The sequence below is a fragment of the Niveispirillum sp. KHB5.9 genome (genome assembly GCF_048066115.1).
In the GTDB taxonomy this organism is placed as follows: Bacteria; Pseudomonadota; Alphaproteobacteria; order Azospirillales; family Azospirillaceae; genus Niveispirillum.
On sequence record NZ_JBLTYX010000004.1, the window covers coordinates 190,256 to 215,248 of the forward strand.

Annotated in this window: 25 protein-coding genes; 13 read left to right on the forward strand and 12 right to left on the reverse strand. The window is 65.5% G+C overall.

The genetic code is table 11. From position 1 onward, the window contains the following. Positions 1–9 precede the first annotated feature (9 nt). Positions 10–864, reverse strand: a complete 855-nt coding sequence (gene coxB / locus ACM9HJ_RS09730; RefSeq protein WP_416571522.1) for a cytochrome c oxidase subunit II — start codon at positions 862–864, stop codon at positions 10–12. Positions 865–1,282: 418 nt separating this feature from the next. Here coxB and tldD point away from each other — a divergent pair, with 418 nt between their 5' ends. From tldD to ACM9HJ_RS09745, 3 genes are all read left to right on the forward strand, one after another. After that, entirely contained in the window at positions 1,283–2,719 is a 1,437-nt protein-coding gene (tldD, locus tag ACM9HJ_RS09735) for a metalloprotease TldD (protein WP_416571523.1), read from the forward strand. 62 nt (positions 2,720–2,781) lie between these two features. Then, positions 2,782–3,006 (forward strand): TraY domain-containing protein, encoded by a 225-nt coding sequence (locus ACM9HJ_RS09740; RefSeq protein ID WP_416571524.1) that lies wholly within the window; start codon positions 2,782–2,784, stop codon positions 3,004–3,006. Continuing rightward, a complete protein-coding gene (locus ACM9HJ_RS09745; RefSeq protein ID WP_416571525.1) occupies positions 2,990–3,259 on the forward strand; it encodes a type II toxin-antitoxin system RelE family toxin in 270 nt (89 codons plus the stop codon). The genes ACM9HJ_RS09740 and ACM9HJ_RS09745 overlap by 17 nt, the downstream gene beginning before the upstream one ends. Before the next feature lie 58 nt (positions 3,260–3,317). Here ACM9HJ_RS09745 and atpF read toward each other — a convergent pair whose 3' ends face one another. The 6 genes from atpF to ACM9HJ_RS09775 form a co-directional block, all read right to left on the reverse strand. Continuing rightward, positions 3,318–3,800, reverse strand: a complete 483-nt coding sequence (gene atpF, locus ACM9HJ_RS09750; RefSeq protein WP_416571526.1) for a F0F1 ATP synthase subunit B — start codon at positions 3,798–3,800, stop codon at positions 3,318–3,320. Continuing rightward, a complete protein-coding gene (locus tag ACM9HJ_RS09755) occupies positions 3,800–4,405 on the reverse strand; it encodes an ATPase (protein WP_416571527.1) in 606 nt (201 codons plus the stop codon). Before ACM9HJ_RS09755 ends, atpF begins: the two co-directional genes overlap by 1 nt. A 203-nt stretch (positions 4,406–4,608) precedes the next feature. Further along, positions 4,609–4,833, reverse strand: coding sequence for a F0F1 ATP synthase subunit C (locus tag ACM9HJ_RS09760; protein ID WP_416571528.1), 225 nt, complete (start codon positions 4,831–4,833; stop codon positions 4,609–4,611). Between the two features lie 61 nt (positions 4,834–4,894). After that, positions 4,895–5,638: a F0F1 ATP synthase subunit A gene (locus ACM9HJ_RS09765; RefSeq protein WP_416571529.1), complete on the reverse strand. Its 744-nt coding sequence runs from the start codon at positions 5,636–5,638 to the stop codon at positions 4,895–4,897. A gap of 7 nt (positions 5,639–5,645) precedes the next feature. Next, positions 5,646–6,002 (reverse strand): AtpZ/AtpI family protein, encoded by a 357-nt coding sequence (locus ACM9HJ_RS09770; protein WP_416571530.1) that lies wholly within the window; start codon positions 6,000–6,002, stop codon positions 5,646–5,648. Between the two features lie 238 nt (positions 6,003–6,240). Then, a complete protein-coding gene (locus ACM9HJ_RS09775; protein ID WP_416571531.1) occupies positions 6,241–6,867 on the reverse strand; it encodes an SCO family protein in 627 nt (208 codons plus the stop codon). A 101-nt stretch (positions 6,868–6,968) separates the two neighbouring features. On the opposite strand from ACM9HJ_RS09775, the gene ACM9HJ_RS09780 reads away from it, so the two are divergent. Together ACM9HJ_RS09780 and ACM9HJ_RS09785 are read left to right on the forward strand one after the other, a co-directional pair. Beyond that, positions 6,969–7,490 carry an EndoU domain-containing protein gene (locus tag ACM9HJ_RS09780; protein ID WP_416571532.1) on the forward strand — a complete coding sequence of 174 codons (522 nt, stop codon included), beginning with the start codon at positions 6,969–6,971 and terminating at the stop codon, positions 7,488–7,490. Next, a complete protein-coding gene (locus ACM9HJ_RS09785) occupies positions 7,487–7,738 on the forward strand; it encodes a hypothetical protein (RefSeq protein WP_416571533.1) in 252 nt (83 codons plus the stop codon). The genes ACM9HJ_RS09780 and ACM9HJ_RS09785 overlap by 4 nt, the downstream gene beginning before the upstream one ends. A 2-nt stretch (positions 7,739–7,740) precedes the next feature. Here ACM9HJ_RS09785 and ACM9HJ_RS09790 read toward each other — a convergent pair whose 3' ends face one another. After that, entirely contained in the window at positions 7,741–10,926 is a 3,186-nt protein-coding gene (locus tag ACM9HJ_RS09790; protein WP_416571534.1) for a DUF3971 domain-containing protein, read from the reverse strand. A gap of 121 nt (positions 10,927–11,047) precedes the next feature. Here ACM9HJ_RS09790 and ACM9HJ_RS09795 point away from each other — a divergent pair, with 121 nt between their 5' ends. Further along, positions 11,048–13,993, forward strand: a complete 2,946-nt coding sequence (locus ACM9HJ_RS09795; RefSeq protein WP_416571535.1) for a bifunctional [glutamine synthetase] adenylyltransferase/[glutamine synthetase]-adenylyl-L-tyrosine phosphorylase — start codon at positions 11,048–11,050, stop codon at positions 13,991–13,993. A gap of 3 nt (positions 13,994–13,996) precedes the next feature. On the opposite strand, the gene ACM9HJ_RS09800 is transcribed toward ACM9HJ_RS09795, so the two are convergent. Further along, the gene (locus ACM9HJ_RS09800; protein ID WP_416571536.1) at positions 13,997–14,932 is read right to left on the reverse strand and encodes a bifunctional riboflavin kinase/FAD synthetase; all 936 of its coding nucleotides are present in this window, start codon (positions 14,930–14,932) and stop codon (positions 13,997–13,999) included. Between the two features lie 85 nt (positions 14,933–15,017). Next, positions 15,018–16,205 carry an MFS transporter gene (locus ACM9HJ_RS09805; RefSeq protein ID WP_416571537.1) on the reverse strand — a complete coding sequence of 396 codons (1,188 nt, stop codon included), beginning with the start codon at positions 16,203–16,205 and terminating at the stop codon, positions 15,018–15,020. 105 nt (positions 16,206–16,310) lie between these two features. On the opposite strand from ACM9HJ_RS09805, the gene ACM9HJ_RS09810 reads away from it, so the two are divergent. Then, the gene (locus ACM9HJ_RS09810) at positions 16,311–17,216 is read left to right on the forward strand and encodes a LysR family transcriptional regulator (protein ID WP_416571538.1); all 906 of its coding nucleotides are present in this window, start codon (positions 16,311–16,313) and stop codon (positions 17,214–17,216) included. Between the two features lie 7 nt (positions 17,217–17,223). Here ACM9HJ_RS09810 and ACM9HJ_RS09815 read toward each other — a convergent pair whose 3' ends face one another. Then, positions 17,224–17,706 (reverse strand): MaoC family dehydratase, encoded by a 483-nt coding sequence (locus tag ACM9HJ_RS09815; RefSeq protein ID WP_416571539.1) that lies wholly within the window; start codon positions 17,704–17,706, stop codon positions 17,224–17,226. A 106-nt stretch (positions 17,707–17,812) separates the two neighbouring features. Here ACM9HJ_RS09815 and ACM9HJ_RS09820 point away from each other — a divergent pair, with 106 nt between their 5' ends. Both ACM9HJ_RS09820 and ACM9HJ_RS09825 read left to right on the forward strand, forming a co-directional pair. Continuing rightward, positions 17,813–18,796, forward strand: coding sequence for an alpha/beta fold hydrolase (locus tag ACM9HJ_RS09820; RefSeq protein ID WP_416571540.1), 984 nt, complete (start codon positions 17,813–17,815; stop codon positions 18,794–18,796). A 182-nt stretch (positions 18,797–18,978) separates the two neighbouring features. Then, positions 18,979–19,761: a substrate-binding periplasmic protein gene (locus ACM9HJ_RS09825; protein ID WP_416571541.1), complete on the forward strand. Its 783-nt coding sequence runs from the start codon at positions 18,979–18,981 to the stop codon at positions 19,759–19,761. 45 nt (positions 19,762–19,806) lie between these two features. Here the strand turns inward: ACM9HJ_RS09825 and ACM9HJ_RS09830 are convergent, their stop codons facing one another. After that, the gene (locus tag ACM9HJ_RS09830) at positions 19,807–20,556 is read right to left on the reverse strand and encodes a PhoH family protein (protein ID WP_416571542.1); all 750 of its coding nucleotides are present in this window, start codon (positions 20,554–20,556) and stop codon (positions 19,807–19,809) included. 645 nt (positions 20,557–21,201) lie between these two features. On the opposite strand from ACM9HJ_RS09830, the gene minC reads away from it, so the two are divergent. From minC to ACM9HJ_RS09850, 4 genes are all read left to right on the forward strand, one after another. After that, on the forward strand, positions 21,202–22,017 hold the full coding sequence (gene minC / locus ACM9HJ_RS09835) for a septum site-determining protein MinC (RefSeq protein WP_416571543.1): 816 nt from the start codon (positions 21,202–21,204) through the stop codon (positions 22,015–22,017). A gap of 68 nt (positions 22,018–22,085) precedes the next feature. After that, positions 22,086–22,901: a septum site-determining protein MinD gene (gene minD / locus ACM9HJ_RS09840; RefSeq protein WP_416571544.1), complete on the forward strand. Its 816-nt coding sequence runs from the start codon at positions 22,086–22,088 to the stop codon at positions 22,899–22,901. Next, the gene (minE, locus tag ACM9HJ_RS09845) at positions 22,898–23,191 is read left to right on the forward strand and encodes a cell division topological specificity factor MinE (protein ID WP_416571545.1); all 294 of its coding nucleotides are present in this window, start codon (positions 22,898–22,900) and stop codon (positions 23,189–23,191) included. The genes minD and minE overlap by 4 nt, the downstream gene beginning before the upstream one ends. A 136-nt stretch (positions 23,192–23,327) precedes the next feature. Continuing rightward, on the forward strand, positions 23,328–24,917 hold the full coding sequence (locus ACM9HJ_RS09850; RefSeq protein ID WP_416571713.1) for an ABC transporter substrate-binding protein: 1,590 nt from the start codon (positions 23,328–23,330) through the stop codon (positions 24,915–24,917). Positions 24,918–24,993 lie beyond the last annotated feature (76 nt).

Sequence of the window (24,993 nt, forward strand, 5' to 3'; positions counted from 1 at the left end):
TCCGAACCGTTACTGGGCGGTCGCTTCAGCGACCTGACGCGGCGCGGAGCCATTGCTGTTCAGGGCCTGCTTTTGCTGGCCCAGCCATTCCTGGAAGCGCTCCTTCGACACGGCCTCGACGGCGATGGGCATATAGCCATGGCCGGTGCCGCAGATCTCGGAACACTGTCCGTAATACACACCCTCGCGGGTCACGTTGAACCAGGTCTCGTTCAGGCGGCCGGGCATCGCATCCTTCTTCACGCCCAAGGCGGGAATGGCGAAGGCGTGGATGACGTCGGCGCCGGTGACCAGGACGCGGACATCAACGCCGACCGGCACGATGATGCGCTGATCGACTTCCAGCAGGCGCAGCTGGCCCGGCTGGATCTCTTCTTCCGGGATCATCCGCGACTCGAAGGTCAGCCCCTCATGGTCGGGATACTCGAAGCTCCAGTACCACTGGTGGCCGGTGATCTTGACCGTCAGCTCCGGATTCGGGGCCTTGTCCATATAGTACAGGACGCGGAAGGACGGGATGGCGATCAGCAGCAGGATGATCACGGGAATGCCCGTCCAGGCCACTTCCAGCCAGGTATGGTGCGTCGTGGTCGACGGCACCGGATTGGTCCGCTTGTTGAAGCGGATCATCACATAGAGCAGCAGCAGGGTGACGAACACGGCGATGGCGATGATCGTCCACAGCAGGATGTTGTGGAACTCAACCAGCCGCTCCATCACGGGCGATGCCGCCTCCTGAAAACCCAACTGCTTGGGGTGCGGCGCACCGACGGCCTTCGCCGCCTCCTGCGCCATGGCCGAGCCATCGACCATCGCGCTGACAAACAGGGCCGTCACAGCGGCGCCGATCTTGCTTACAGACATCCCTTACCACTCTCGTCGTTGCCGGGGGTTTTCCCCCCGCTTGAGCCAGCCGGACCGCCCGCCCATCCCCCTCACCACCCGCCAATGGCGGTGGGCAGGAAAGTCGCGGCGTGACGCAGACCCGGAACGGATCAAACCGTTTCGGCGGGACACTACACGCGCGTGGGGCTCACGAACAACATATGCGCCACCAGGACGGGGCGCACATATCGTCGCAGACCATACAGGCAAGCACCCCGGAACGGCAAGAACGTCCGCCATCCGCACCCCGCAAGGCCGGTGGGCATTGCGTCGCAGGCCATGCGCGGATTGATCTGGCGCATGGCGAGCCTCACGACCGCCCCTGGGCCTTGCCCCCGGCGGCGCGCATCGCCATTGTGATGGGCATGTCTTCCGTTTGCCATGAAAGCATAGCGCCATGTCGCTCCTGACCCAGACCGACGATATCTTCTTCAACCAGGCGGGATTGGACCTGGGCCGTACCCATGCCCTGGTGGGCGGCGCGCTGCGCGGGGCCGATGATGGCGAGCTGTTCCTCGAATATGCGCAGAGCGAGAGCTTCGCCTGGGACGATGGCAAGCTGCGCAGCGCGTCCTTCGACACCAGCCAGGGATTCGGCCTGCGCGCCGTGGCGGGCGAGGCATCGGGCTATGCCCATGCCTCGGTCCTGACCGAAGACGCCATCCGCCGCGCCGGCGACACGGTGCGCGCCGTCCATGCCGGGCATAGCGGCCTGATGGCCGAGGCACCCATCGGCACCAACCGCCTGCTCTATGCCAGCGACAATCCCCTGGTGCTGGTGCCGTTCGAGGCCAAGGTGAAACTGCTGGAGCAGATCGACGCCTATGCCCGTGCCAAGGACAGCCGCGTGCGTCAGGTCTCCGCGTCGCTGTCGGGCGAATGGCAGGCCGTGCAGATCATCCGCGCCGATGGCAGCCGCGTCGCCGATATCCGCCCGCTGGTCCGCCTCAACGTCTCCGTCGTCGTGGCCGAGGGCGACCGCATGGAATCGGGCACCTATGGCGCCGGTGGCCGCCGCACCTATCAGCAGTTCCTGGAACCGGAACTGTGGCAGGGCTTCGTGGATGAGGCGCTGCGCGGTGCCCTGGTCAATCTGGGCTCCATCGACGCACCGGCGGGCGAAATGCCCGTGGTGCTGGGGCCGGGCTGGTGCGGCATCCTGCTGCACGAAGCGATCGGGCATGGTCTGGAGGGCGACTTCAACCGCAAGCAGACCTCGGCATTCTCCGGCCTGCTAGGCCAGCGGGTGGCCGCACCCGGTGTCACCGTGGTCGATGACGGCTCCATCGAGGGGCGCCGCGGGTCGATCACCGTGGATGACGAAGGCACGCCCAGCCAATGCACGGTGCTGATCGAGGATGGCATCCTGAAGGGCTATATGCAGGATCGGATGAACGCCCGCCTGATGGGGGTGAAGCCGACCGGCAACGGCCGGCGCCAGGGTTATGCCCACATGCCCATGCCCCGCATGACCAACACCGTGATGCGCGCCGGCGACAAGGACCCGGCGGAGATCATCGCCTCGGTGAAACGCGGCATCTTCGCCGCCAATTTCTCCGGCGGGCAGGTCGATATCGTGTCCGGCAAGTTCGTCTTCTCCGCCAGCGAGGCCTATCTGATCGAGGATGGCAAGCTGGGCCCGGCCGTGAAGGGCGCCACCCTGATCGGCAACGGCCCGGACAGCCTGACCAAGGTCACCATGATCGGCAATGACAGCTCCATGGACCCCGGCATCGGCGTCTGCGGCAAGGCCGGCCAGGGCGTGCCGGTGGGCGTGGGCCAACCGACCCTGCGCATCGACGGGCTGACGGTGGGGGGAACCAAAGCGGCGTGAGGGCGATAGGCCATCCGCCTTGCCGGTGTTATGGTTTGGATGGATTAACGTGGAGGCCGGTGATGTTGGCAATCCAGTTGCCAGCGGATGTGGAAGAGAGGTTGACTGCCCTCGCCCGCGCCACTGGCCGTTCCGAAACCTTCTATGTCCATGAGGCGATCCTTCAGCATCTCGATGATCTGGAGGATCTTTATCTGGCCGAACAGCGTCTGGCCGCCAATCGCGTCGGGACATCCAAGCGCCATACACTGGATGATGTGGAGCGCGATCTTGGCTTGGCGGATTGAGTTCGATGACGCAGCCAAGAAGGATCTATCCAAACTCGACAAGGTTGCTGCCAAACGCGTCATAGCCTTCCTTCGGGAACGGTTATCTGTCGGCAGTGATCCTCGAACGCTCGGTGAAGCCTTGAAGGGGTCGAAGCTGGGTGATTTCTGGAAGTACCGCGTCGGTGATTATCGGATCATCGCGCATATCGAGGACAGTACAATCACTATCCTCGTCGTGAAGATCGGTCATCGTCGAGAGGTTTATCGATAGACAAAAAAAGCCCGCCGTTACCGGCGGGCTTTTTCATTCACTCAAACCGTTCAGCCGCTTAGTGCAGCTTGGCCGGCAGTTCCTGGATGGCGGCATCGACCAGGGCACTGTTGCGCGCCTCATCGACATTTTCCACCAGCAGCTTTTCCGTGGCCTGAACGGCGATGTCCACGGCCAGATCGCGCACCTGCTGGAGCGCCTGGGCCTCGGCCTGGGCGATCTTGTCCTCGGCCTGCTGGACGCGGCGCTTCAGCGTCGCTTCCAGGTCGCTGGCAGCGTTCGCACGGATGCGGGCAGCTTCCTCGCGAGCCTGGGCCACGATGGCTTCGGCTTCCTTCAGGGCGTCGCGCTGCTTGCGCTGAAACTGCGCCAGGGCAGCCTGCGCGTCTTCGCGCAGCTTCTGGGCCTGCTCCAGCTCGCCAGCGATGCGACGGCTACGCTCATCCAGCCCACCCAGGATGGACTTGCCGGCCAGCTTCGCCACCACGACGATGAAGATGATGAACGCGACGGCATACCAGAAAGTGCTGTCGATATGCATCACGCACGCTCCTTCAGAACGCTATCCACCGCGGCGGCGGCGGCTTCCGGCGACAGCACGGCACCCGACAGGCGGGCGGCGGCGGCCTGGGCGGCTTCGGCGGCGACGCTGCTCAGGTTGGACAGCGCTTCCTGCTTGGCGGCCTGGATGCGGGCCTCGGCGTCGCGGGCCTTGACGGCCAGCTGAGCGCCCTGCTCCGTGTTGGCGCGCGCGGCATCGGCATCGGACGCGGCAACCGAGGCGGCCACTTCCTTCTGCGCGTTGGCGCGGGCTTCCGCCAGGGCCTTCTCATAGGCCTGCATGACGCCCTCGGCTTCGGCCTTCAGGGCCGACGCCTTCTCCAGGTCGTTGGAGATCTTTTCCTGGCGGGCTTCCAGCACCTCGGCGACGCGCGGCAGCGCCACCTTGGACATCAGCCAGAACAGCAGACCGAACGTCACCGCCCACCAGAAGACCTGGGAAGCGAAGCTCGCCGGGTTGAGCTGCGGCAGGCCGGCCTTGGCATGCTCGCCCTCGGCGGCCAGCACGGGGCCCGCGAGGACGATGGCCGTGGTCAGCGCCGTCGCGGCGCCGGCGCACAGGCGCGAAAAGCGTTGGACAGGCATAGAAGCACCCATTCACTGCTGACCGGCCGAATATCGGACGGTCACGCCAAATTCCCGTCAGCGCCTTGGGAAAAGCTGGGAACGGACCATGAGGCCCATAGAGCGACCGCCGCTGTCGGATGATTCACCCGGCAGCGGCGGCGATCCCGGCGCTGAAGCCCCGGCGCCCGCAACGGGCACCGGATCAAGAAACCGTCCGGCTATTAGCCGAACAGGATCAGGAAGGCGATAACCAGGGCGAACAGGCCCGTCGCTTCGGTCAGCGCGAAGCCGATGAAGACGAAGGTCTTGTAGGAGTTCAGAGCGGCCGGGTTGCGCGAAGCAGCCTGGTACAGACCGGAGAACAGGTTACCCAGGCCGATGCCGACGCCCAGCAGGGCGAACATGGCGAGACCGGCACCGATGAACTTTGCGGCTTCAGCTTCCATTTTGAAGTTCCTCTAGGTTGGAAGTGTCTTGTGGAGAAGACGGGTTGGACAGCGGGGATGCTTAGTGCATCTCCAGCGCGTCACGCAGGTACACGCAGCTCAGCAGCGCGAAGATGTAGGCCTGGATGCCGGCGACCAGGAATTCCAGGCCGAACAGGGCGACATTCAGGAGAACCGGCAGCAGGCCCGCCGCGGCCAGACCACCACCAGCGGCGACCATCGACACCGTGAAGCCCGCGAAGACCTTCATCATGGTGTGGCCGGCCAGCATGTTGGCGAACAGACGGATGGACAGGCTCAGCGGACGCACGAAGTAGGAGATCATCTCGATCGGGACGATCAGCGGCGCCAGCCAGAGCGGCGTTCCGTGCGGCAGGAAGAAGTGGAAGAAGTGCAGGCCGTGCTTGGCGAAGGCCACGATGGTCACGGTCACGAACACGAACAGCGCCATCGCGAAGGTCACGATGATGTGGCTGGTGAAGGTGAAGGACCAGGGAACCAGACCCAGGACGTTGCCGAACAGCACGAAGATGAACAGGGAGAAGATGAAGGGGAAGAACTTGCGGGCCTGCGGGCCGGCATTGTCCCGAACCATCTCCGCCACGAACTCGTACAGCAGCTCGGCGATCGACTGCATGCGGCCCGGCACCAGGGCGCGGCCGCGCATGCCATAGACCAGCAGGAAGGTGGCGCCGACGACGGAGATCACCATCCACAGAGCGGAATTGGTGAAGGACAGATCAAGATTGCCAACCGGCAGGCTGACCAGGGTCTTGATCTCGAATTGCTCCAAAGGACCAGCCACGATGCCTTCACTCCCCACCGTCCCGACTTTGGGACTTGTCGAACCCCGCCGCATATCCCTGGCCGTTGGCCAGGCGATACACATTCATAAATCCGGCTATCGCGCCCAGGAAGACCAGGATGATCATTCCCCAGGGCTTGGTATCCAGCCACCAGTCGATGCCATAGCCGAGCGCGAGCCCGAACAGCACACCGGCAACCAGTTCCACACCCACACGCAGGCCAAGCGCCATATCGCGGTTCGACACGCCTCCGTCTGTCTGCCCTGGAATGGGTTCAGGCGGGTCCATGCCGGCGCTCCGGCGCGCCTCACGCAGGCGGGCATCCAGTTCTTCCAGCGACGGGGGCGTGCGTTCATCGGACATGAAGCGGGCTCCCTTCCGCCAGATTGCTTGGATACCGTGCGAAAGCGGCGGCACCATACGGGTAGGCCCTTACCCTGTCAAGGGTATGACACCCCCACCTAAGTAGCTGATAAATCACGATTTCCACGCCGCGCATAGGTCCGATGCCGCATCGCATCATGCCTTTTGCACGGGAAATGGGCGTTTTGCCCTCCGAATTGCCGGTAACGCCCCCGATTTCGTTACATGGAAGGCGATGTCAACGCCCCCTGGCGCGGTGGGCGGAGATCGCTTCGACCATCTGTTCGGGCGTGGTGTCCTTGGCGAAGACGGTGACGAAGGACCCGTCCGGCGCCATCAGATAGGAGAAGGTGGAATGGTCCATCAGATACTGCGTGGGGTCCGGTTCGCCTTGGGAACGGGCGTAATAGACGCGGTATTCCTTGGCCACGGCGGCGATCTGTTCCGCCGTTCCGGTCAGGCCGATGACCGACGGGTGGAACAGCTTCACATAGTCGGCCAGCACGGGTGCCGTGTCGCGCGCCGGATCGATGGTGATGAACAGCGGCTGCACGTCCCCACTTGATTCGCCCATCAGGTCCATGGCCTGGGCAATGGTCTGCAATTCCGTCGGGCAGATGTCCGGGCAGAAGGTATAGCCGAAGAACACCAGCCGGTATTTGCCCTGGAAATCCTGATCGGACACCACGCGGCCGTCATGGGCGGTCAGGGTGAAGGGCCCGCCGATGCTGGCCGGCGCCACGCTGGCCGCCACGCCGCCCGTCTGGCGCTGATCGTGGCGGATGGTCATCCAGGCGATGACGGCCGCCATGATCAAACCGACCAGGGAAGCCAGCGCCATGCGGATCAAACGTTCCCGATTCATCGGCCACCCCTGCGAATGCCATGACAAGATGCTATGTTTCTCCCATAGACGATGCGGCAACAAGTTCATAGGGGCGGATGATGGCAGTGCGGATGGTCCGGTTGGCGGCTCTGGGTTTCTCTTTACTGGCCACAGGCGGCACCTTTGCGACGGACAAACCGTCCTGCGAGGATGAAAGCTTCGGCTGGAGCCGGACGGAGCCGTCCCTAAACCTGCGCCATGTGCTGTGCGGGGAGGTGAAGAAGAACGGCGACGTCGTGGGCATGCATTCGCGCGCCATCATCGACACCGCGCCGGTGAAAGAGGTGGAGGCCCAGCCGGCGCAGGAAGACGGTCTCTACAACACCAAGGTGTTCTTCGAGAACGGCAAGACCAAGAATTCCACCTTCTATCCCGACAATTGCACGGTGGAGCAGATCACCAGTTCCATCCTTTATGCCGTGAAGAACAGCCATGCGCCGGGCAAGCCCTGGGGTAAGCTGGGCTGTTCGGCACCGGCCAAACCGGATGCGAAATATTGCACGGGCCCGCAGGGCCAGCGCTTCGTCATCCGCTTCGCGCCATTCGATGATGGCCGTATCAACACCGCCTTCCCGCAAATCGGCGAAAGCTGTCCGCAATGATCCACGATCCCGCCGAATGGCTGGCCGACTGGCTGCAAACCGACATGGGGGGCGACCGCGAGGGGATATCCGCCTTCATCACCGGCCTGACGGGCGGCGGGCGGCCGGACCGGCGCGTGGGCAACCTCTATGCCGCCAGCGTGACGGATGAGGGACTGGTGCTGGAGAACATCATGCAGGATGACTGGCCGCCGGTTGTGGTACCGGCGGCACAGGCGCTGGCGGCACTGACCGTGGGGCAAGTGTAAGGTTACTTAGCTTCCTTTGGCTCTTTCGGTTCCTTGGGCAAATCCTCCCCCGCCGGCTGTGGCAGGAAGAAAAGGTTGCGCAGGAAGCCCGGCGCCAGCACGGCCAGCGGGTTGACGCCGACCTGAAGATTGTCCGTCGGGCCCTTGATGGAATATGTGGCCGCGAACAGCCCCTGCCCTTCCCCGCCGACCAGCAGGTCGCCCAGCAGCGGGATGATGCCCAGCAGCTTGTTCACCGTAGTGAAGGGTACGATCGTGCCCTGCAGGGCCACGTCATCTCGCTTGATGTCGATATTGCCTTCCAGGGTCAGCCCGACCTGGGAGCCCGAGGTGCGCATGTCGCGGAGCGTGATGCCGTCCTTGTGCCAGAGCCAGTCACCCGAGAGGCGGGAAAAGGCGATGGGTTGGCCCGACATGAAATTGGCGAATCCGCGCGGTGACGCGGCGGACAGCAGACGGGCCAGCACCGGCGCGTCCTGCACCTGATAATCAGTCAGATCGGCCTTGCCCACCAGCGCCTGGCCGGGATCATCGGCCAGGGACCGGCCGGTCAGGGTCAACCGGCCGCCCCGGAACTGGCTCAGCACATCCAGCCCGCGCAGGGTGGCGCCGGCATCGTCGGTCTCCAAGGCCAGGGTCAGGATGCGGGCATCGGACGGGTCCGGCGCGTAATGCACGGTCAGCCGCCCCTTCTCCCCCACCACAGCGTCCAGTTCGGTGCGGTACCAGATACGCGTGTCGCGATCCATCCGGCCCTTGGCGTTGCGGATTTCCTTGCCGTCGTCGCCCATGATGGCGCGGCCCAGGTCGAAACTGATGGATAGCGGCGTCTTGGGAAGGGCTTCTTCCGCCGGATCGGGGGGGATGACCTTGCCGTCCGGGCCCTTGTTCTTGCCGCGGAAGGGGCGCACGTCGAAACTGGTACCCTTCACGTCGATGGCCAGCCCGCCCTTGCCGTCCGTGTCGCGCATATCGATGCGGGCATCGCTCTCCCCCAGCTTGAACTGCTCCAGCAGCAGATGCGACAGGCCGTAATCGGCCTCACGCAGTTCCATGGAACCAACGGCCGTCAATTCCTCCGTCGTCACCACGAAGGCGGGGATCAGGATGGGCTTGCCATCCTTGAAGCCGACGGTGATACGGCCCTGGCCGGGCTTGCCCTCCTCCTTGCGCCATTTCATCGCGTCGATGCGCAAGCTCGATGGCGTCAGATCGATATCGGCCTGGATGGTCTGGGTGCGGCCTTCCGGTTTGTGTTCGCTGGTATAGACCATGTCGATACCGGCCGGGCCGTTCAGCCAGTCCGGGAAATCCAGGCGGAACCGGCCGCGTTCCTCATCATTCACCCGGCCGCGCACCCGCACCTGGGTGCCGATCGGCGCCTCGGCTGGGAAATTCTCCACCCATTCCACCTGTGCCGGCACACCGTTCAGCTGTGCGGTGCCCGCCATATGCAGGTCGTGACCGGTGACCGCCAGTTCCAGCACGCCCTCGGTCGCGTCGATGTCGGAGACGATGTCGGGCACGGACACATCTGTCAGGCTGGCCTTGCCGTCCAGTTCCACCATGTCCATGGTCAGGGCGGCGACCAGCGGGAAAGCGAAATGCAGTTCCGCTTTCGCATGGCCTGCCGCCTTCTCCGGCACCAGATTGACCTTGGCGGCATAGCCCAGCGGCGGATGATCCAGCACGGTCAGGGCCGATGACAGCGGGCCTTCCAGGGCGACACGGATATCGATGCGGTGCTCGTTATCCGTATCCAGCCCCAGAATGCCGATCGTGCCCGGCCCCGCCTTCATGTCCAGCAGCAGGCCATCCTTGATCTGGATATCGAAGCTCTTGCCGTCGAAGGCGGCGGTGGCGGAGACATTCTTCACCGGCGGCAGCGGCGGGCGGTAATGGATGGTGAAACCCGACAGGGCGAAATCCCCCTGCATCTTCGCCACCTGGAAATTGTCCAGATCATCGACGGGGCCGGACCCTTCCAGCCGGAAGACCGTGCGATCGAAGGTGCCATCGGCCAGATTATGCACCATCCAGTCCCGCGTGTTGGTCTTCACCCCCTTGGGCCAGTAACGGTGCAAGTCCGCCATGGGCAGACCCGTCAGCTCCGTGGTCAGAGCCAGGTCGATGGTCTTGTCATGCTGGCGCGCACTGCCGCTGATCGTCAGTTCGGCGGGGCCGGCCATATCCAGGTTGAAGCGGGTCAGTTCCAGGTGGCGGCCGGCATCGTCCAGCGTGCCATGCAGTTCCACCCGCTCGAATTCCAGCGGTTCGGGCAGCTGATCGGGCAGCGCCAGGGTGCCCTTGCCGCCGCGCAGACCCAGGACCAGATTGACCGGCGTCAGGTCCGATTTCAGCTCCAGCATCACCGTGCCGGCCAAGGTCACGTCCAGCGCGCGCAGCGGATGCAGGACGGGCGCGATCTCTGCGAAATCGGCGGGCACGATATCCGCCATCCCGCTGCGCAGCGTGATGGCGCCATCCTCGGCCCGCCATGTGACCTCCGCCGCGATCTGGTTGATCTTGGCACCCATGTCGATATCGGCCGATGCCGTGCCGCGCACCCCGCGCACATCGCGGCGCAGGCGCAGGTCCAGGCGCGGTACCTGCCATTTCGTCTCCGTGGCCAGGTTGGCCACCACCAGCTTGCCGCGCGTGATGCGCAGGTCGCGCAGTGCACCCATTGTGGCTTCCGGATTGGGCGGCTGGCGCATCTGGGCGATCAGGTCGGACAGGATGCGGGCACCGGCTTCCGGATCGGAACTGTCATCGCCGATATCCAGGCGGAAACCGCCATCCACGGTGCGTTCGGCATAAAGGCTGGGTTCGACCAGATCGATGCGGGTGGGCGCCACCCGGCCGCGCAGCAGCGCCGGCACCGACAGGCCCAGCCGCATTTCCGGCACGGCGGCCAGCAGGGCGCCGCTGACGCCATGCGCCTCTACCCCTTTGACGCGGATATCGATGGGCGTGCCGAATCCGACCCAGGCCAGCTCCGTCGTCGCCACCTCCAGCGTGACCGGTCCCTCCTTGGAGAGTTCCTGCATCAGGTAAGGGGTGATGAAATCGACCGCGATCGGCCCCTGCTGCGTCAGCCGCCAGGCCAGGAAGCCGCCGCCCAGCAGGACCACCAGCAACAGGCCGGCGACCAGTTCAAGCAGGATAAGGGCGGTGCGGCGCAGCATCGATCTCGGTTCTCCGGCGGGTAATGCCGGGCGTTACGGGCGGCTTGACCTGTTGCTCAAGCGGTGGGCAGTCTGGCCCCCCGCCATCGCGGTCAGTTTGGGATAGCCCGGTAGACACCTCATGTTCAATCAAGAATCCCTTCCCCGCCTTGGTGATCCGCACCGCGCCGCCATCGGATTGGAACATTGGCATGATGCGGCGGGCCCCGCCTGTGATCCCGATCTGGCCGAATTCGCCCGTTCCTACGCCGCCGATCCCCAGGGAAAACGGGTGCTGGAGGCGGTGTTCGCCAACAGCCCCTATCTGGGGGCGGCCCTGGTCAGGGAAATGGGTTTCTTCCGGCGGCTGCTGGAAATCGGCTTCGACCAAGCCTTTGCGGAACTTCTCCAGGCACTGTGGCGCGATCATGGCGCGGAGGCCAACGCCGATAAGCTGATGAAAGGACTGCGCATCGCCAAGCGCCGCGCCGCCCTGCTGATCGGGCTGGCCGACATGGCCAATGACTGGCCGCTGGAAAAGGTGACGGGTGCGCTGTCGGATTTCGCCCAAGCATCGTTGCAGCTGGCCGTGCGCGTCGCACTGCGCCAAGCGGTGAATTCGGGCAAGCTGGTGGTGCCCGATCCGGAACAGCCGGAAAAGGACAGTGGCTATATCGTCCTGGCCATGGGCAAGTTCGGGGCGCGGGAACTGAATTACAGCTCCGACATCGACCTGATCGTGCTCTATGACGACGGCATCGTGCAGGTGCCGGACGGGGAGATGACCAAGCATTTCGTGCGTGTGACGCGCGAGATGGTGCGGATCATGGATGACCGCACGGCCGACGGATACGTGTTCCGCACCGACCTGCGCCTGCGCCCCGATCCCGGCGCCACGCCTGTGGCCGTCAGCCTGTCGGCGGCGGAGGCCTATTACAGCAGCCTGGGCCAGAACTGGGAACGCGCCGCCATGATCAAGGCCCGGCCCGTGGCAGGCGATCTGGAGGCGGGCAAGGGCTTCATGGACATCATCCGGCACTTCATCTGGCGCCGGAACCTGGATTTCGCCGCCATCCAGGACATCCATTCCATCAAGCGCCAGATCGGTACCCACAAGGGCCACCGGGAAAAGACCGTCAACGGCCACAATATCAAGATCGGCCGTGGCGGCATCCGCGAGATCGAATTCTTCGCCCAGACCCAGCAGCTGATCTTCGGCGGCCGCGACCGCACCCTGCGCACCTGCGGCACGGTAGAAACGCTCTATGCCCTGGTGGACGCCGACCGGGTGGAACGTCCTGTCGCCGACGACCTGTCCACGGCCTACCGGTTCCTGCGCACGGTGGAACACCGGGTACAGATGGTGGATGACCAGCAGACCCACCAACTGCCCAAGACCGATGAGGGCGTGGCGCAGATCGCCGCTTTCCTGGGCTTCCCCGATGCCGATGCTTTCCGCGAAAAGCTGATGGCCACCCTGACGGTGGTCGAGGATCATTACGACCATCTGTTCGCCGAAAGCCCGGCCTTGTCCGGCACCGGCAGCCTGGTGTTCACCGGGACGGAGGATGATCCGGACACGATGGTGACGCTGCGGGAGATGGGGTACGCCAACCCGTCCGCCGTGGCTGGCCAGATCCGCGCCTGGCACCATGGCCGCTATCGCGCCACGCGCAGCCAGCGGGCGCGCGAATTGCTGACCGAACTGGCCCCTACCCTGCTGGCCGCCTTCGGCCGCACGGCCCATCCCGATCAGGCCTTCCTGAAATTCGACGAGTTCCTGTCGCGTCTGCCGGCCGGCGTGCAGCTGTTCAGCCTGTTCTATTCCAACCCCAACCTGTTGGATCTGGTGGCGGAAGTGATGGGCACCGCCCCGCGTCTGGCCGAACAGCTGGCCCGCCAGCCACAGGCGCTGGACGCCGTGCTGCTGCCGGGCTTCTTCGGCGTACTTCCGGGACGGGACGAGCTGGAGGCCGGGTTCCACGCCCTGGTCGGCGGGGCGCAATATTTCGAGGAGATGCTGGATCTCACCCGCCGCTGGACCAACGAGCATCGGTTCCGTGCCGGCGTCCATATCCTGCGCCATGTCAGCGATGCCGACCGGCTGGGCGCCTTCCTGACCGACGTGGCGGAGGTGGGGCTGGAGGGTATCCAGAAGGCGGTGGAAGACGAGTTCGCACGTCGGCATGGCATCCTGCCCGGCGCCGGATTCGCCATCCTGGGCCTGGGCCGGCTGGGCGCACGGTCGCTGACCCTGCGTTCCGATCTGGACCTGATCACCGTCTATGAAATCCCCGAGGACGTTACGCAGTCCGACGGGGCCAAGCCGCTGTCCCCCAACGATTATTTCATCAAGCTGACCCAGCGTCTGGTCAATGCCATCACCGCCCACACGGCGGAGGGGCAATTGTACGAGGTGGACATGCGGTTGCGCCCGTCGGGCAATGCCGGGCCGCTGGCCGTCAGTTTCGAAGGGTTCGCCAAATATCAGCGCGACAGCGCCTGGACCTGGGAGCACATGGCCCTGACCCGCGCCCGCACGGTAACGGGGCCGGCGCATCTGCGCGACCGGCTGGCGGATGAGATCCGCGCCCTGCTGACCCGCCCACGCGACCCCGCCAAACTGCGCGACGACGTCGCCTCCATGCGCGCCCGCATCGATCAGCAGCACCGGACCGACGATATCTGGACGGTGAAATATGTGCGCGGCGGCATGGTCGACATCCAGTTCATCGCCCAGTACCTGACCCTGATGCACGCCCCCGAACGGCCGGAGATCATTGATCCCAACACCACCGGCGCCCTGGCCTGGCTGGGCGATTGCGGGTTCCTGGATGTGGATACGGCCAAGCTGCTGATCGACGCGCACAAGACCTGGCGCCGCGTACAGGGCTTCCTGCGCCTGACGGTGGAAGGATCGTTCGACGCCGCCAAGGCACCGGCCGGGCTGAAGGCCGGGCTGGCCCGCACCGCCCTGCCCGAATTGTCGGAAACCACACCGTTCGAGGCGGTGGAGGCGGCCTTGCGGGAGAAGGCGGCGGCGGTGAAGGCGGCGTTCGACCGGATCGTCGGGGCACCGCCGGCTTAAGGATTACGCGAGCAACTCCCGCGCCTTGGCGCTGTCGGCCACGATCTGGTCCTTCAGCGCCTGGAAGCTCTCGAACTTCATTTCCGGCCGGATGAAGTGGCAGAGCCGGATGCGCAGATGCTTGCCATAGAGGTCGCCATCGAAGTCGAACAGATGCGCCTCCATCCGCTCGCTTACCCCGCCCACGGTGGGACGGCGGCCGATATTGGCCACACCCTTGTGCCAGACGGTCTTCGTCCCCTCATCCACCCCGGCCAGCACGGCATAAACACCCAGGCGCGGACGCAGATAGGCGCCCAATTCGACATTGGCGGTGGGAAAGCCGATGGTACGGCCGCGCTTGTCGCCATGGTCGACCCTTCCCTCGATCTCCCAGTCATGGCCCAGGATCGATGCGGCTTCCCGCACCTCACCGGCCTGAAGATGCCGGCGCACGGCGGTGGAGGAATAGGCGATGGCGTCGGGGCCGGCCACGGGCCGCACCTCCGTCACCTGAAACCCATGCTGTTCGCCCGCCGCGCGCAGGAACGCCATGTCGCCCCCGCGCTTATGCCCGAAGACGAAATCATAGCCGGCCACGACATGCGCCACCTCCAGCCCCTCGACCAGCACCTGGCGCACGAATTCATCGGCCGTCAGGTGGGAGAAGGCTTCATCGAAGCGCAGTTCGAACAGCGCCTCCACGCCCAGCGCCTCCACCAGCCTGGCCTTGATGCGCCAGGGGGTCAGGCGGAAGGGAGCATCATCGGGACGGAAGAAACTGCGGGGATGCGGCTCGAACGTCAGAACCGCCGCCGGCACGCCAAGCGCACGGGCGGCATCCTTGGCCGCCTCGATCACGGCACGGTGGCCCTGGTGGACGCCGTCGAAATTGCCCAGCGCCACGGCGCAGCCACGGATGGCGGCCGGAAGGTCGGTGGTGTGGCGGAAGATCAGCATGGCGCCGGCAGATGGTTACGAACTCTCGCCATGTCTATAGTCGCAAGCGAGGATGGCGGTCCAGTCCCGCCATCCCCACCGATAATCAATGCAGCGGCGCCACCACGGCAGGCCGGGTCGTGACAGCCCCCCGGTCCAGCGCCCGGCTGGCCAGCGCCACGCCCAGACCGGCCAGGGTGACCAAGGCCGCCACCCAGGTCACAGCACCCAGGCCCGGACCATGATCGATGGTCAGCCCGCCGATCCACGCACCCAGCGCGTTGCCCAGGTTGAAGGCGGCGATGTTCAGGCTGCTGGCCAGTCCCTGGCCCGCCCCTTCCGCCTTTTCCAGCACCCGCATCTGCAACGGCGCCACGGTGGCGAAAGCCGCCACACCCATCAGCCCGACGAACAGCACGGCCATGACCTTGTCCTGGAACGCCCAGCCCATCAGCGCCTCCACCAGCGCCAGGGCCACAAGCGTGGCCAGCAAGGTCGGCATCAACCACTTGTCGGCCAACCGCCCGCCCAGCAGATTGCCTACGGCCAGCCCACCGCCGAACACCAGCAGGATGGCCGACACGGCGGCGTCGGAGAAACCGGTGACCTGCGTCAGCAGCGGCTGGATATAGGTGAAGACCGCAAACACCCCGCCGAAGCCCAGCACGGTCATCAGCAGCCCCAGCCAGACCTGCGGCTTGACCAGCACCGACAGCTCGTCACGCATCGACAGCGGTTGCGGCGCCGCCTTGTCGGCCGGCACGAACAGGGCCAGCACGATGGTGGCGGCCACACCGATCAAGGCCACCGCCCAGAAGGTGATGCGCCAACCATATTCCAGGCCCAGCCAGGCCCCGAACGGCACGCCCAGCAGCGTGGCCATGGTCAGGCCGGTGAACATGATGGCGATGGCCGAGGCCTTGCGGTCCGGCGCCACCAGGCCGGTGGCCACGATCGACCCGACACCGAAGAAGGTGCCATGGGCCAGCGAGGTGACGACCCGCGCCGCCATCAGGGTGGTATAGTCGGGTGCTATGGCACAGGCCATGTTGCCGATGGTGAAGATCACCATCAGCGCCACCAGCAGGGTCTTGCGCGGCAGCTTTCCCGTGGTCAGCGTCAAGAGCGGCGCGCCGGCGAACACGCCCAGCGCATAGCCGCTGATCAGCAGCCCGGCCATGGAGACCGAAACCCCAAGGTCGGCGGAGACCTGCAAAAGCAGGCCCATGATGACGAATTCCGTGGTGCCGATGCCGAAGGCACCAGCCGTCAGAGCGAACAATCCGATGGGCATGATCCGAATTCCCGGATGTGAGATATTACATGCCCGCCAAGATGGACGAGGCTTCATCCGTGAACTAGACTGCCGGTCGGCACATGATTTGTGAGTTCACGTCACATGTCGCGACTGGATATCAACCGCGCGGGGGAGATGGAGGTCTTCGCCCGCGTGGTGGAGAGCGGCAATTTCTCCGGCGCCGCCCGGGCCCTGGACATGACCCCGTCCGCCGTCAGCAAGCTGGTGGCCAGGATGGAGGCGCGGCTGGGTGCGCGCCTGCTGAACCGCACCACGCGGCAACTGCGCCTGACGCCGGAAGGCGACCTGTTCCATGAACGCTGCCGCCGCATCCTGGCTGACATGGACGAGGCGGAGCAGGCGGTGGCGGCCCGCGCCGTGCCGCGCGGACCGGTGCGCATCAACACCTTCGTGCCGTTCGGTGTGCACTACCTGCTGCCGCTGCTGCCCCGCCTGTCGGCGCTCTATCCGGAAATCCAGCTGGATATCACCCTGACCGACACGGTGGTGGACCTGTTGCAGGAACGCGCCGACATCGCCATCCGCGTCGGCCCGCTGAAGGGGGCGAACCTGATGGCGCGCAAGTTGGCGCAGAGCCGGGTGGTGGTCGTCGCCTCCCCCGACTATCTGGCCCGCCACGGCACGCCGCGCACGCCGTATGATCTGGCGCAGCACAACATGATGGCCTTCGGCTTCGTGCGCAGCGTCGGGCCCTGGCCCTTCCGCCTGCCTGACGGCACGTTGGTGGAGGTGCCGGTGCGCGGCAACACCATCCTCAGCGACGGGGAGAGCATGCGCCAGCTGGCCCTGGCCGGCCATGGGCTGGGCCGCCATGCCTGGTTCCATGTCGGTCCCGACATCCTGGCCGGGCGGCTGGTGGCACTGCTGGAGGATTACAATTCCGGGGAGACGGAGATCGTCCATGTCGTGTTCCAAGGCGGCCCGGTCATGCCGCCCCGCATCCGCGCCGTCATCGACTTCCTGGCCCGGGAGATCAAGCTGGCCTGAGGGTGGATCAGCCCGCCGCCTCGCTCCGCACCGGCCGGCTCGGCACCATCACCATGGCCTCCCCGTCGATCACCACCCGATCGCCCACGGTGCAGATGGTGGACAGCATGGCACGGTGCTTCTCCGGCACCAGACCCGTCACGGTCACCGTCGTCGTCACCGTCTCCCCGATCCGCACGGGCGAGCGGAAGCGCAGGTTCTGGGACATATAGATGCAGCCCGGCCCCGGCAGGCGCGTGCCCAGCACCGTGGTGATGAAACAGGCCGACAGCATGCCATGGGCGATACGTCCGCCGAACGGCGTGGCCTTGGCATAGTCCTCGTTCAGATGCATGGGGTTGGTGTCGCCGGAAATGCCGGCGAACATCACGATGTCCGTCTCGGTGATGGTGCGGGCATAAATGCCCTTCATGCCGACAAACAGATCCTCGAAATAGAAACCGGTCAGATCGGCCGGGTCCAGGCCGGAACGGCGCGCGACATTATCCATCGTAACAATGCTCCCAGGCTTGGCGTGCGGGCTTGCCGCCGCTTATGGTTGCCATAGATAGGCATGGGCCGGTGATCTGGTCAAACAGGCGGAAAGGATGAAGGGCATGGATGGGCCCATGGGTGGCGGGGTGACGGTACGGGGACATTGGGCGCATCATATGCTGGCCCTGCCCGACGGCACCCGGCTGCGCCTGTCGCGTTGGCAGCCCGTGGGCCCGGCCCCGCTTCCCGATGACGCACCCACCATGCTGGTTCTGCCCGGCCGTGCGGCACAGGTGGAACGTTATACCGAACTGGCGTCGGACCTGACGGAACGGGGCCTGCACGTTCTATCCATGGATTGGCGTGGCCAGGGCGGATCGTCGCGCCTGCTGCCCGACGCCATGGTGGGCCACGCCGTGCATTTCGATGCCTTCCTGGACGATCTGGCCGCCGCGCTGGACCATTGGCGGGACGGGGTGAAGGGCCCGTTCCTGGCGCTGGGCCATTCAATGGGCGGGCATATCCTGCTGCGTTTCCTGGCCGAAAGGCCGCATCCGTTCGCCGGTGCCATCACCTGCGCCCCCATGCTGGGCATCAACACCGCACCCCTGCCGGAATGGCTGGCGCGCGGTCTGGCGCGGCTGGCCGTACGCCTGGGCCACGCCAATGATTACGCCCTGCTGCAGGGCCCCCGTTGGGCCAGGCACCCCCCGCCCTTCAAGGGCAACCGCCTGACCTCCGACCCCGGCCGTTTCGCCGAATGCTATGCGGTGATGACGCGCGATCCGGGGGTGGCGCTGGGTGGGGCCAGCTGGGGCTGGCTGGACGGGGCCTTCACCTCCATCCGGCATTTCTTCGAACAGGACCGGCTGGAGGATGTGGATGTGCCGGTCCTGCTGATCTCCGCACGGGCCGACAGCATCGTGCGCGCCGACCGTCATGACGAGGCCGCCCGTCGCTTAGCAGATTGCACCCTGGTCCCTTTCGCCGAAGGCCGGCACGAATTGCTGATCGAAACGGACGCCATCCGCGACAAGGTACTAGCCGCCATCGACAGCTTCCTGGATTTGAAAATCGGCATCCACAATTTTTCAGCGAAATCTTAACGCTTGGGCGATAGGGTTTGACCGGGGATTTCGTTGTCAGGTCAAGGGCATGCCAGGGGCTGGGCGGTGCCGATCCGGCAACCTGGAAACAATGCTTCCGGTCATACCGATGGATGTTGTCACGTCGGTTGATGGGCCATAGTTTCCGGGAGCGGTAACATCTTGCGGTGGGGGCGAGGTTCATGGGGCGGCTGCGATCATTGGCGATCATTGGCGGGATGCTGCTGGCGCCGATGGCTGCCCATGCCGAGGAATGGTCCTTCACCACCCTGGAATGGCCGCCCTTTTCCGGCAGCCTGCCGCAGGGCGGGTCGATGACGGCGGTGCTGCGCGCCGCCTATGGCACCCAGCATCAGGATATCCGCATCACCATCCTGCCCTGGAAACGCGCCGTGACGGCAGCCATGCAGACCGATGGACCGCATGTCGGCTTCTTCACGGCCACGCGCAGTGAATGCGACGCGGCCGGCGGGGTCCTGTCGGAACAGCCGATCGGCCATTTCCGCTATGCCCTGGCACAGCGTCAGGAACTGCCCATCACCTGGTCCAAACCCGATGATCTGGCCGGCCTGCTGATCGGCGTCGTCGACGGCTATGATAATGGCCCGATCATCGAGGACCTGCGTCGTCAGGGCCGATTGCAGGTGGACAGCGCACCCAGCGACGCCGTGAACCTGCGCAAATTACAGGCGGGCCGCGTCGATGCCGCCGTCGTGGAACTGAGTCAGTTCGCCTACCTGCAACCCGGCCTGGGCCGCGCCCGCATCGCCCAGGGCCTGTCAGCCCTGACCCTGAATGAACGTCCCCTGGGCCCACCCCAGGCACTGCACGCCTGCTTCAACCGGAGCGACCGGGCCATGCTGGCCCGTGCCAGCCTGGAAAAGGGGCTGGGACGCATCGACAGCAACGGTCTGGCCGAGCGCTATATGGAGCATCTGGGGCTGGAAAGTGCCGTGTCGAACTGAGGCGGAAGGGGCCGGGCCGCGATGGCCCCGCCCCTTCAACAGCCCTTACAGAACCGTCAGCATGCTGGCCACCAGCGGATGGCGCACGATGTCGGCATCGGCCAGACGGACGACGGCGATGCCTTCCACCACCTCCAGCCGCCGCGCAATGTCGGCCAGGCCGGACATGCCCTGCAGCAGGTCCGACTGGTCCGGATCACCGGTCAGCACCATGGTGGAATGCCAGCCCAGGCGGGTCAGCAGCATCTTGATCTGGGCATAGGTGCAGTTCTGCGCCTCGTCAATCACCACGAAAGCGTTGTTCAGCGTGCGGCCGCGCATATACCCGACGGGCGCGATCTCGATCGAACCGTCGGCCATCATCGCCTTCAGCCGCTTGGAGCCCAGCCGGTCGGACAGCGCGTCATAGAGCGGGCGCAGGAACGGCGCCATCTTCTCATTCACGTCGCCGGGCAGGTACCCGATGCTTTCGCCTGCCTCGATCGCCGGGCGGGACAGGATGATGCGGTCCACCTCCCCCTTCTCCAGCGCGGTGACGGCGGATGAAATCGCCAGATAGGTCTTGCCGGTGCCCGCGGGGCCCAAAGCCAGGGTCAGGTTGTGCTCCTTGACCGCCTGCATCAACAGCGCCTGGCCGGCGCTCATCGGCTTGACGGTGCGGACATAGGATTGCTCCCGCCGCTCCTCGCCCCCGTTACCGCCCAACGGGTCCCAGCCCTGGGACTGGCGGGGGAAAAGCGGCTGAACCTTGTTGTCGCTGCTGCTGGACGCGGGCTTGGACTGGCGCTTGGCCATCAGGCATCTCCTCACTTGCGGCAATGGACGGAAGTCCGGTTGAAGCGGGAACGCGGCAGAGGTCCGGGCGGGCAACAAAAAACCGCACCCTCGGCTGAGTGGTGCGGTTTGGAATGGGCCCGTCGGACGGTCGGTGCTGCTGCGGGCGGTGCGCCCGCTGCGCGACAGGGTGCTGCAAGGCATGCTGCCGTTGCACTGCGGGACGATGCTGTCAGGCCATCTGCCATCGAACGATCCGATCCACCCCTGTAGGACCAACATTGGGAATCCTATCTCAAAAGATTCTGGCCGTCACCAGCTGTTGCGGTTGAAACGGAATATTCACACAATATCTCGCGACATACCCCTTTCGTATCTGGGATTCCCGAGTCGGCCTTCGCGCGTGCAGTAGGAATGATCACCGCTCCGATCGCCCGCGCCACCAGTGCTGCGCGCGGCACCCTAAGCTGTTCCGTCGCCACGATTTCCGGACCCGTCTTCGCGCCCATCCGGAATAGATATTGTGGAGCAACGGCGCATTGTCGCAAGATATGCGGCACGAAACGCTTGCGTCGGCGCGCGAAACGCGCTTGAACGGCGACATGATTCGGGTGGCGGGCCGATGTCGGCGCCGCATGTCGGGGACAGGTGGGGTCGAAGAAGGACATGAGCAGCCAGGTCGCCTTCAGGGACGCGCCATTCCAGTTGCGCGGCAGCACCTTCACGATGATGGTGCTGAAGGTCAGCGACCCCCATAATCCCAATTTCTTCCCCGTCCTGTCCGGCAAGATCGCGCAGGCGCCCAACTTCTTCCGCCATGCCGGCGTCGTGCTGGACCTGGACGATCTGCCCGCCGGCACGCCGTTCGACATGGACAGCTTCTGCAAGCTTCTGAAGAATCTGGGCCTGATGGCCGTGGGTCTTCTGGGCGGCACGAAGGAACAGCAGGACGCGGCCCTGGCGCGCGGCATGGCCCTGATCGCTACCCCACGCGGCAAGGTGGAAACCTTCGACCCGCTGGCCGGCACCGGCCGCAGCCCGGCGCAGGGTCTGGCCAATGTCCAGGCACAGCCGCAGGCACCGGCCGCACCGACCCCGGCACCCGTCGCCGTGGCCCCGCCGCCCGAACCCGCGCCGCAGCGCACCACCATGGTGATCGCGGAGAATGTGCGGTCCGGCCGGCAGATCTATGCCCCCGGCGGTGATCTTGTGGTGATCGGATCGGTCAGCCCCGGTGCGGAGTTGCTGGCCGACGGATCCATCCATATCTATGGCTCGCTGCGTGGCCGCGCGCTGGCCGGTGTCGGCGGCGATCAGTCGGCGCGCATCTTCTGCCAGAGCCTGGATGCCGAACTGGTGTCCATCGCCGGCCTTTACCGGGTATCGGAAGATATCGGCAAGGATATCCGCCGTCGTCAGGTCCAAATCTACCTGAATAACGGCTATCTGCACATCGACCCCCTCGCCACCACCGTGGCCTGAGGGACCTGCTGGCCACCGATGGGGCCGGCGGGCGGATTTGATCAACCTTTGACCTTGGGAGACGCCACTTGGCCAAGATCATTACGATGACCTCCGGCAAGGGCGGCGTGGGGAAGACCACATCAAGCGCCGCCTTCGGGACCGGCCTTGCCCTGCGCGGTTTCAAGACCTGCATCATCGATTTCGATGTGGGCCTGCGCAACCTTGACCTGATCATGGGATGCGAGCGCCGGGTGGTGTTCGACTTCATCAACGTGATCAATGGCGAGGCCCGGCTGAGCCAGGCGCTGATCAAGGACAAGCGGGTCGAGAACCTGTACATCCTGCCCACCAGCCAGACGCGCGACAAGGATTCGCTGACCCAGGAAGGTGTCGGCAAGATCCTGGAGGAGTTGAAGAAGGAATTCGACTACATCCTCTGCGACAGCCCGGCCGGTATCGAGAAGGGTGCCCTGATGGCACTCTACTGGGCCGACCATGCCATCATCGTCACAAACCCCGAGGTTTCCTCCGTCCGCGACAGCGACCGTATCCTGGGCGTGATCCAGGCCAAGTCGCGCCGCGCCGAACAGGGTCTGGAGCCGGTGAAGGAACATCTGCTGGTCACCCGCTACGATCCCGACCGGGTGGAGAAGGGTGAGATGCTGAAGGTGGATGATGTGCTGGAGATCCTGGCCATCCCGCTGCTGGGTATCATCCCGGAAAGCCCCGCCGTGCTGAAGGCGTCCAATGTTGGCATGCCCGTGGTGCTGGACGACAAGTCCAATGCCGGTCTGGCCTACAGCGACGCGGTCGGCCGCTTCCTGGGCGAAACCATCGAGCATCGCTTCATCAAGCCCGAGAAGAAGGGCTTCCTGGACCGCCTGCTGCGGAGGACCGCATGAGCCTGCTGGATCTTTTCCGCAAGTCGAAGCCGCCCACGGTCGCGGCCCAGGCCAAGGAACGCCTTCAGATCGTCCTGGCGCATGAACGGTCGGGTCGCGACAGCCCGGACTTCCTGCCCGCCTTGCAGCAGGAACTGCTGGCCGTCATCAAGAAGTACGTCAATATCGATGACGACAAGGTCGCGGTGAAGCTGGAACGCGAGAGCGGCTGTTCCATGCTGGAGGTGAATGTGGAGCTGCCCGTGCCTTCGCGGCGCAGCGGCGCCACCCCGGCCCCCACAGTGAACTGATGCATGCCACTTCCCGGTGACCGACATTGGTCACCGGGAAGCAGCCATGGGCAGCTAGAAGCCATCTTGCCTGCCGGCCCCAAAACCGGGCATGTTTCCAGTCGGTTGCCCGACAGGATATGGATGCGGGGGATTGGTGGGACGCACGATCACCCGGTTGCGGCTGTTGATCCTGGCGCTGGCACTGTTCCCGGCGGCATTGCCCGCTGGGGCGGCCGACCTTCTGGTTGCCGCCATTTCCGGCCAGGTCACCGCCAGTGATCCGCAGGAGGCGCGCACCGGCGCCGATTTCCAATATTACGAGCATCTGTTCGACACGCTGGTGACGCGTGACGGGTTCGATGTGGCGCCGCGCCTGGCGAAAAGCTGGTCCAACCAGGGCCACCGGGTCTGGAGCTTCCAGATCGACCCCACCGCCCGTTTCGCCGACGGCAGACCCGTCACCGGACATGATGTCGCCTACAGCCTGTGCCGGCACCAGACCATGGTCCGCCGCATGGGGCGGGAAACGCTGGGCCTGACCCGTGTCGTGGCCGAGCCGGGCGGGCGGGTGATCCTGACGCTGGAAAGTCCCTACCGGCTGCTGCCCGCCGCCTTGTCGCTGGTCTTCATCGTGGCGGCCCCCACCGATGCCGGCGACGGGCCGCTGGGTTGCGATCCGGCCCAGGTCCTGGCTGCGCATGCCGGCGCGCAGATGGGCAGCGGCCCTTATATTCCAGCCACCGAACCGGTCCCGCCGGAGCAGCGCACACTGGTCGCCTCCCCCAATTGCTGGCGCGATTGTCCGGTCTGGTCGCGCATCGTGCTGTGGTCGGCGCCCGACGCGCGCGACCGGCTGCGCCTGCTGGTGACGGGACAGGCCGACATCATGGAGGATGTGATCCCCGTCCACCTGCCCTATATCACCAAGATGAAGGGCGTGACGCTGGCAGAGCTGCCCACCGACCGCACCTTGCTGCTGACCTTCAACCTGCGCCCCACGCTGCCGGACGGGAAACCCAATCCCGTCGCCGATATCCGCGTGCGCCAGGCCATCTCCCTGGCCCTGGACCGGCATGTGCTGGTGGAACGCGGGCTGGAGGGGTTCGCCGGTCCCGCCTGGCAACTGGCCCAGCCCGGCATGGAAGGCTATCTGCCCGAACGGCCGCGCATCCTGCGGCCCGATCCGGACCGGGCCCGCACCCTTCTGGCCGATGCGGGCTATGGCGAGGGGTTGGACCTGCCGCTGCTGCTGCCGATGACCCGGATCACCGACCGGCCGCGCGTGGCCGATGCGCTGTCGGGCATGCTGGGCGCCATCGGCATCACCCTGTCGATCAACCCCATACCGGCCGTGGAATCCCGCGCCCGTGTGGCGGCCGGCGATTTCCAGGTGATGTTCGCGGGCCTGGGCCTGACGGCGGGATCAGCCATGGAGGGCTATACCGCAGTGGCCGGTGCCGCCGAAAAGGATAGCATCACCAATCCCAGCGGATACCGCAGCCCGGCACTGGACGAACTGCTGCATCAGGCACGTGGCGCCAATCCGCGCGACATCCCGTCCCTGACGGAGAGGGCGACCGCCATCCTGGACCGCGATCTGCCCATGATCCCCCTGATGCATATCCGCGATCTGGTGGCCCACCGGGCCGGCCTGTCACTGCATGCGCGCGACACGGCCCGCGCCTTCGGCCGCATCGCCAGCCCCGCAACAGCGGATGCCAGGGGCGTGCGCGGCGATGATTAGAGCGGCGGGAACCGGAAGCCGCTCCGGCGGCGACTGCCACCGCACCGCACGTGCGGCGTGAAGCCAAGCCGCGGAT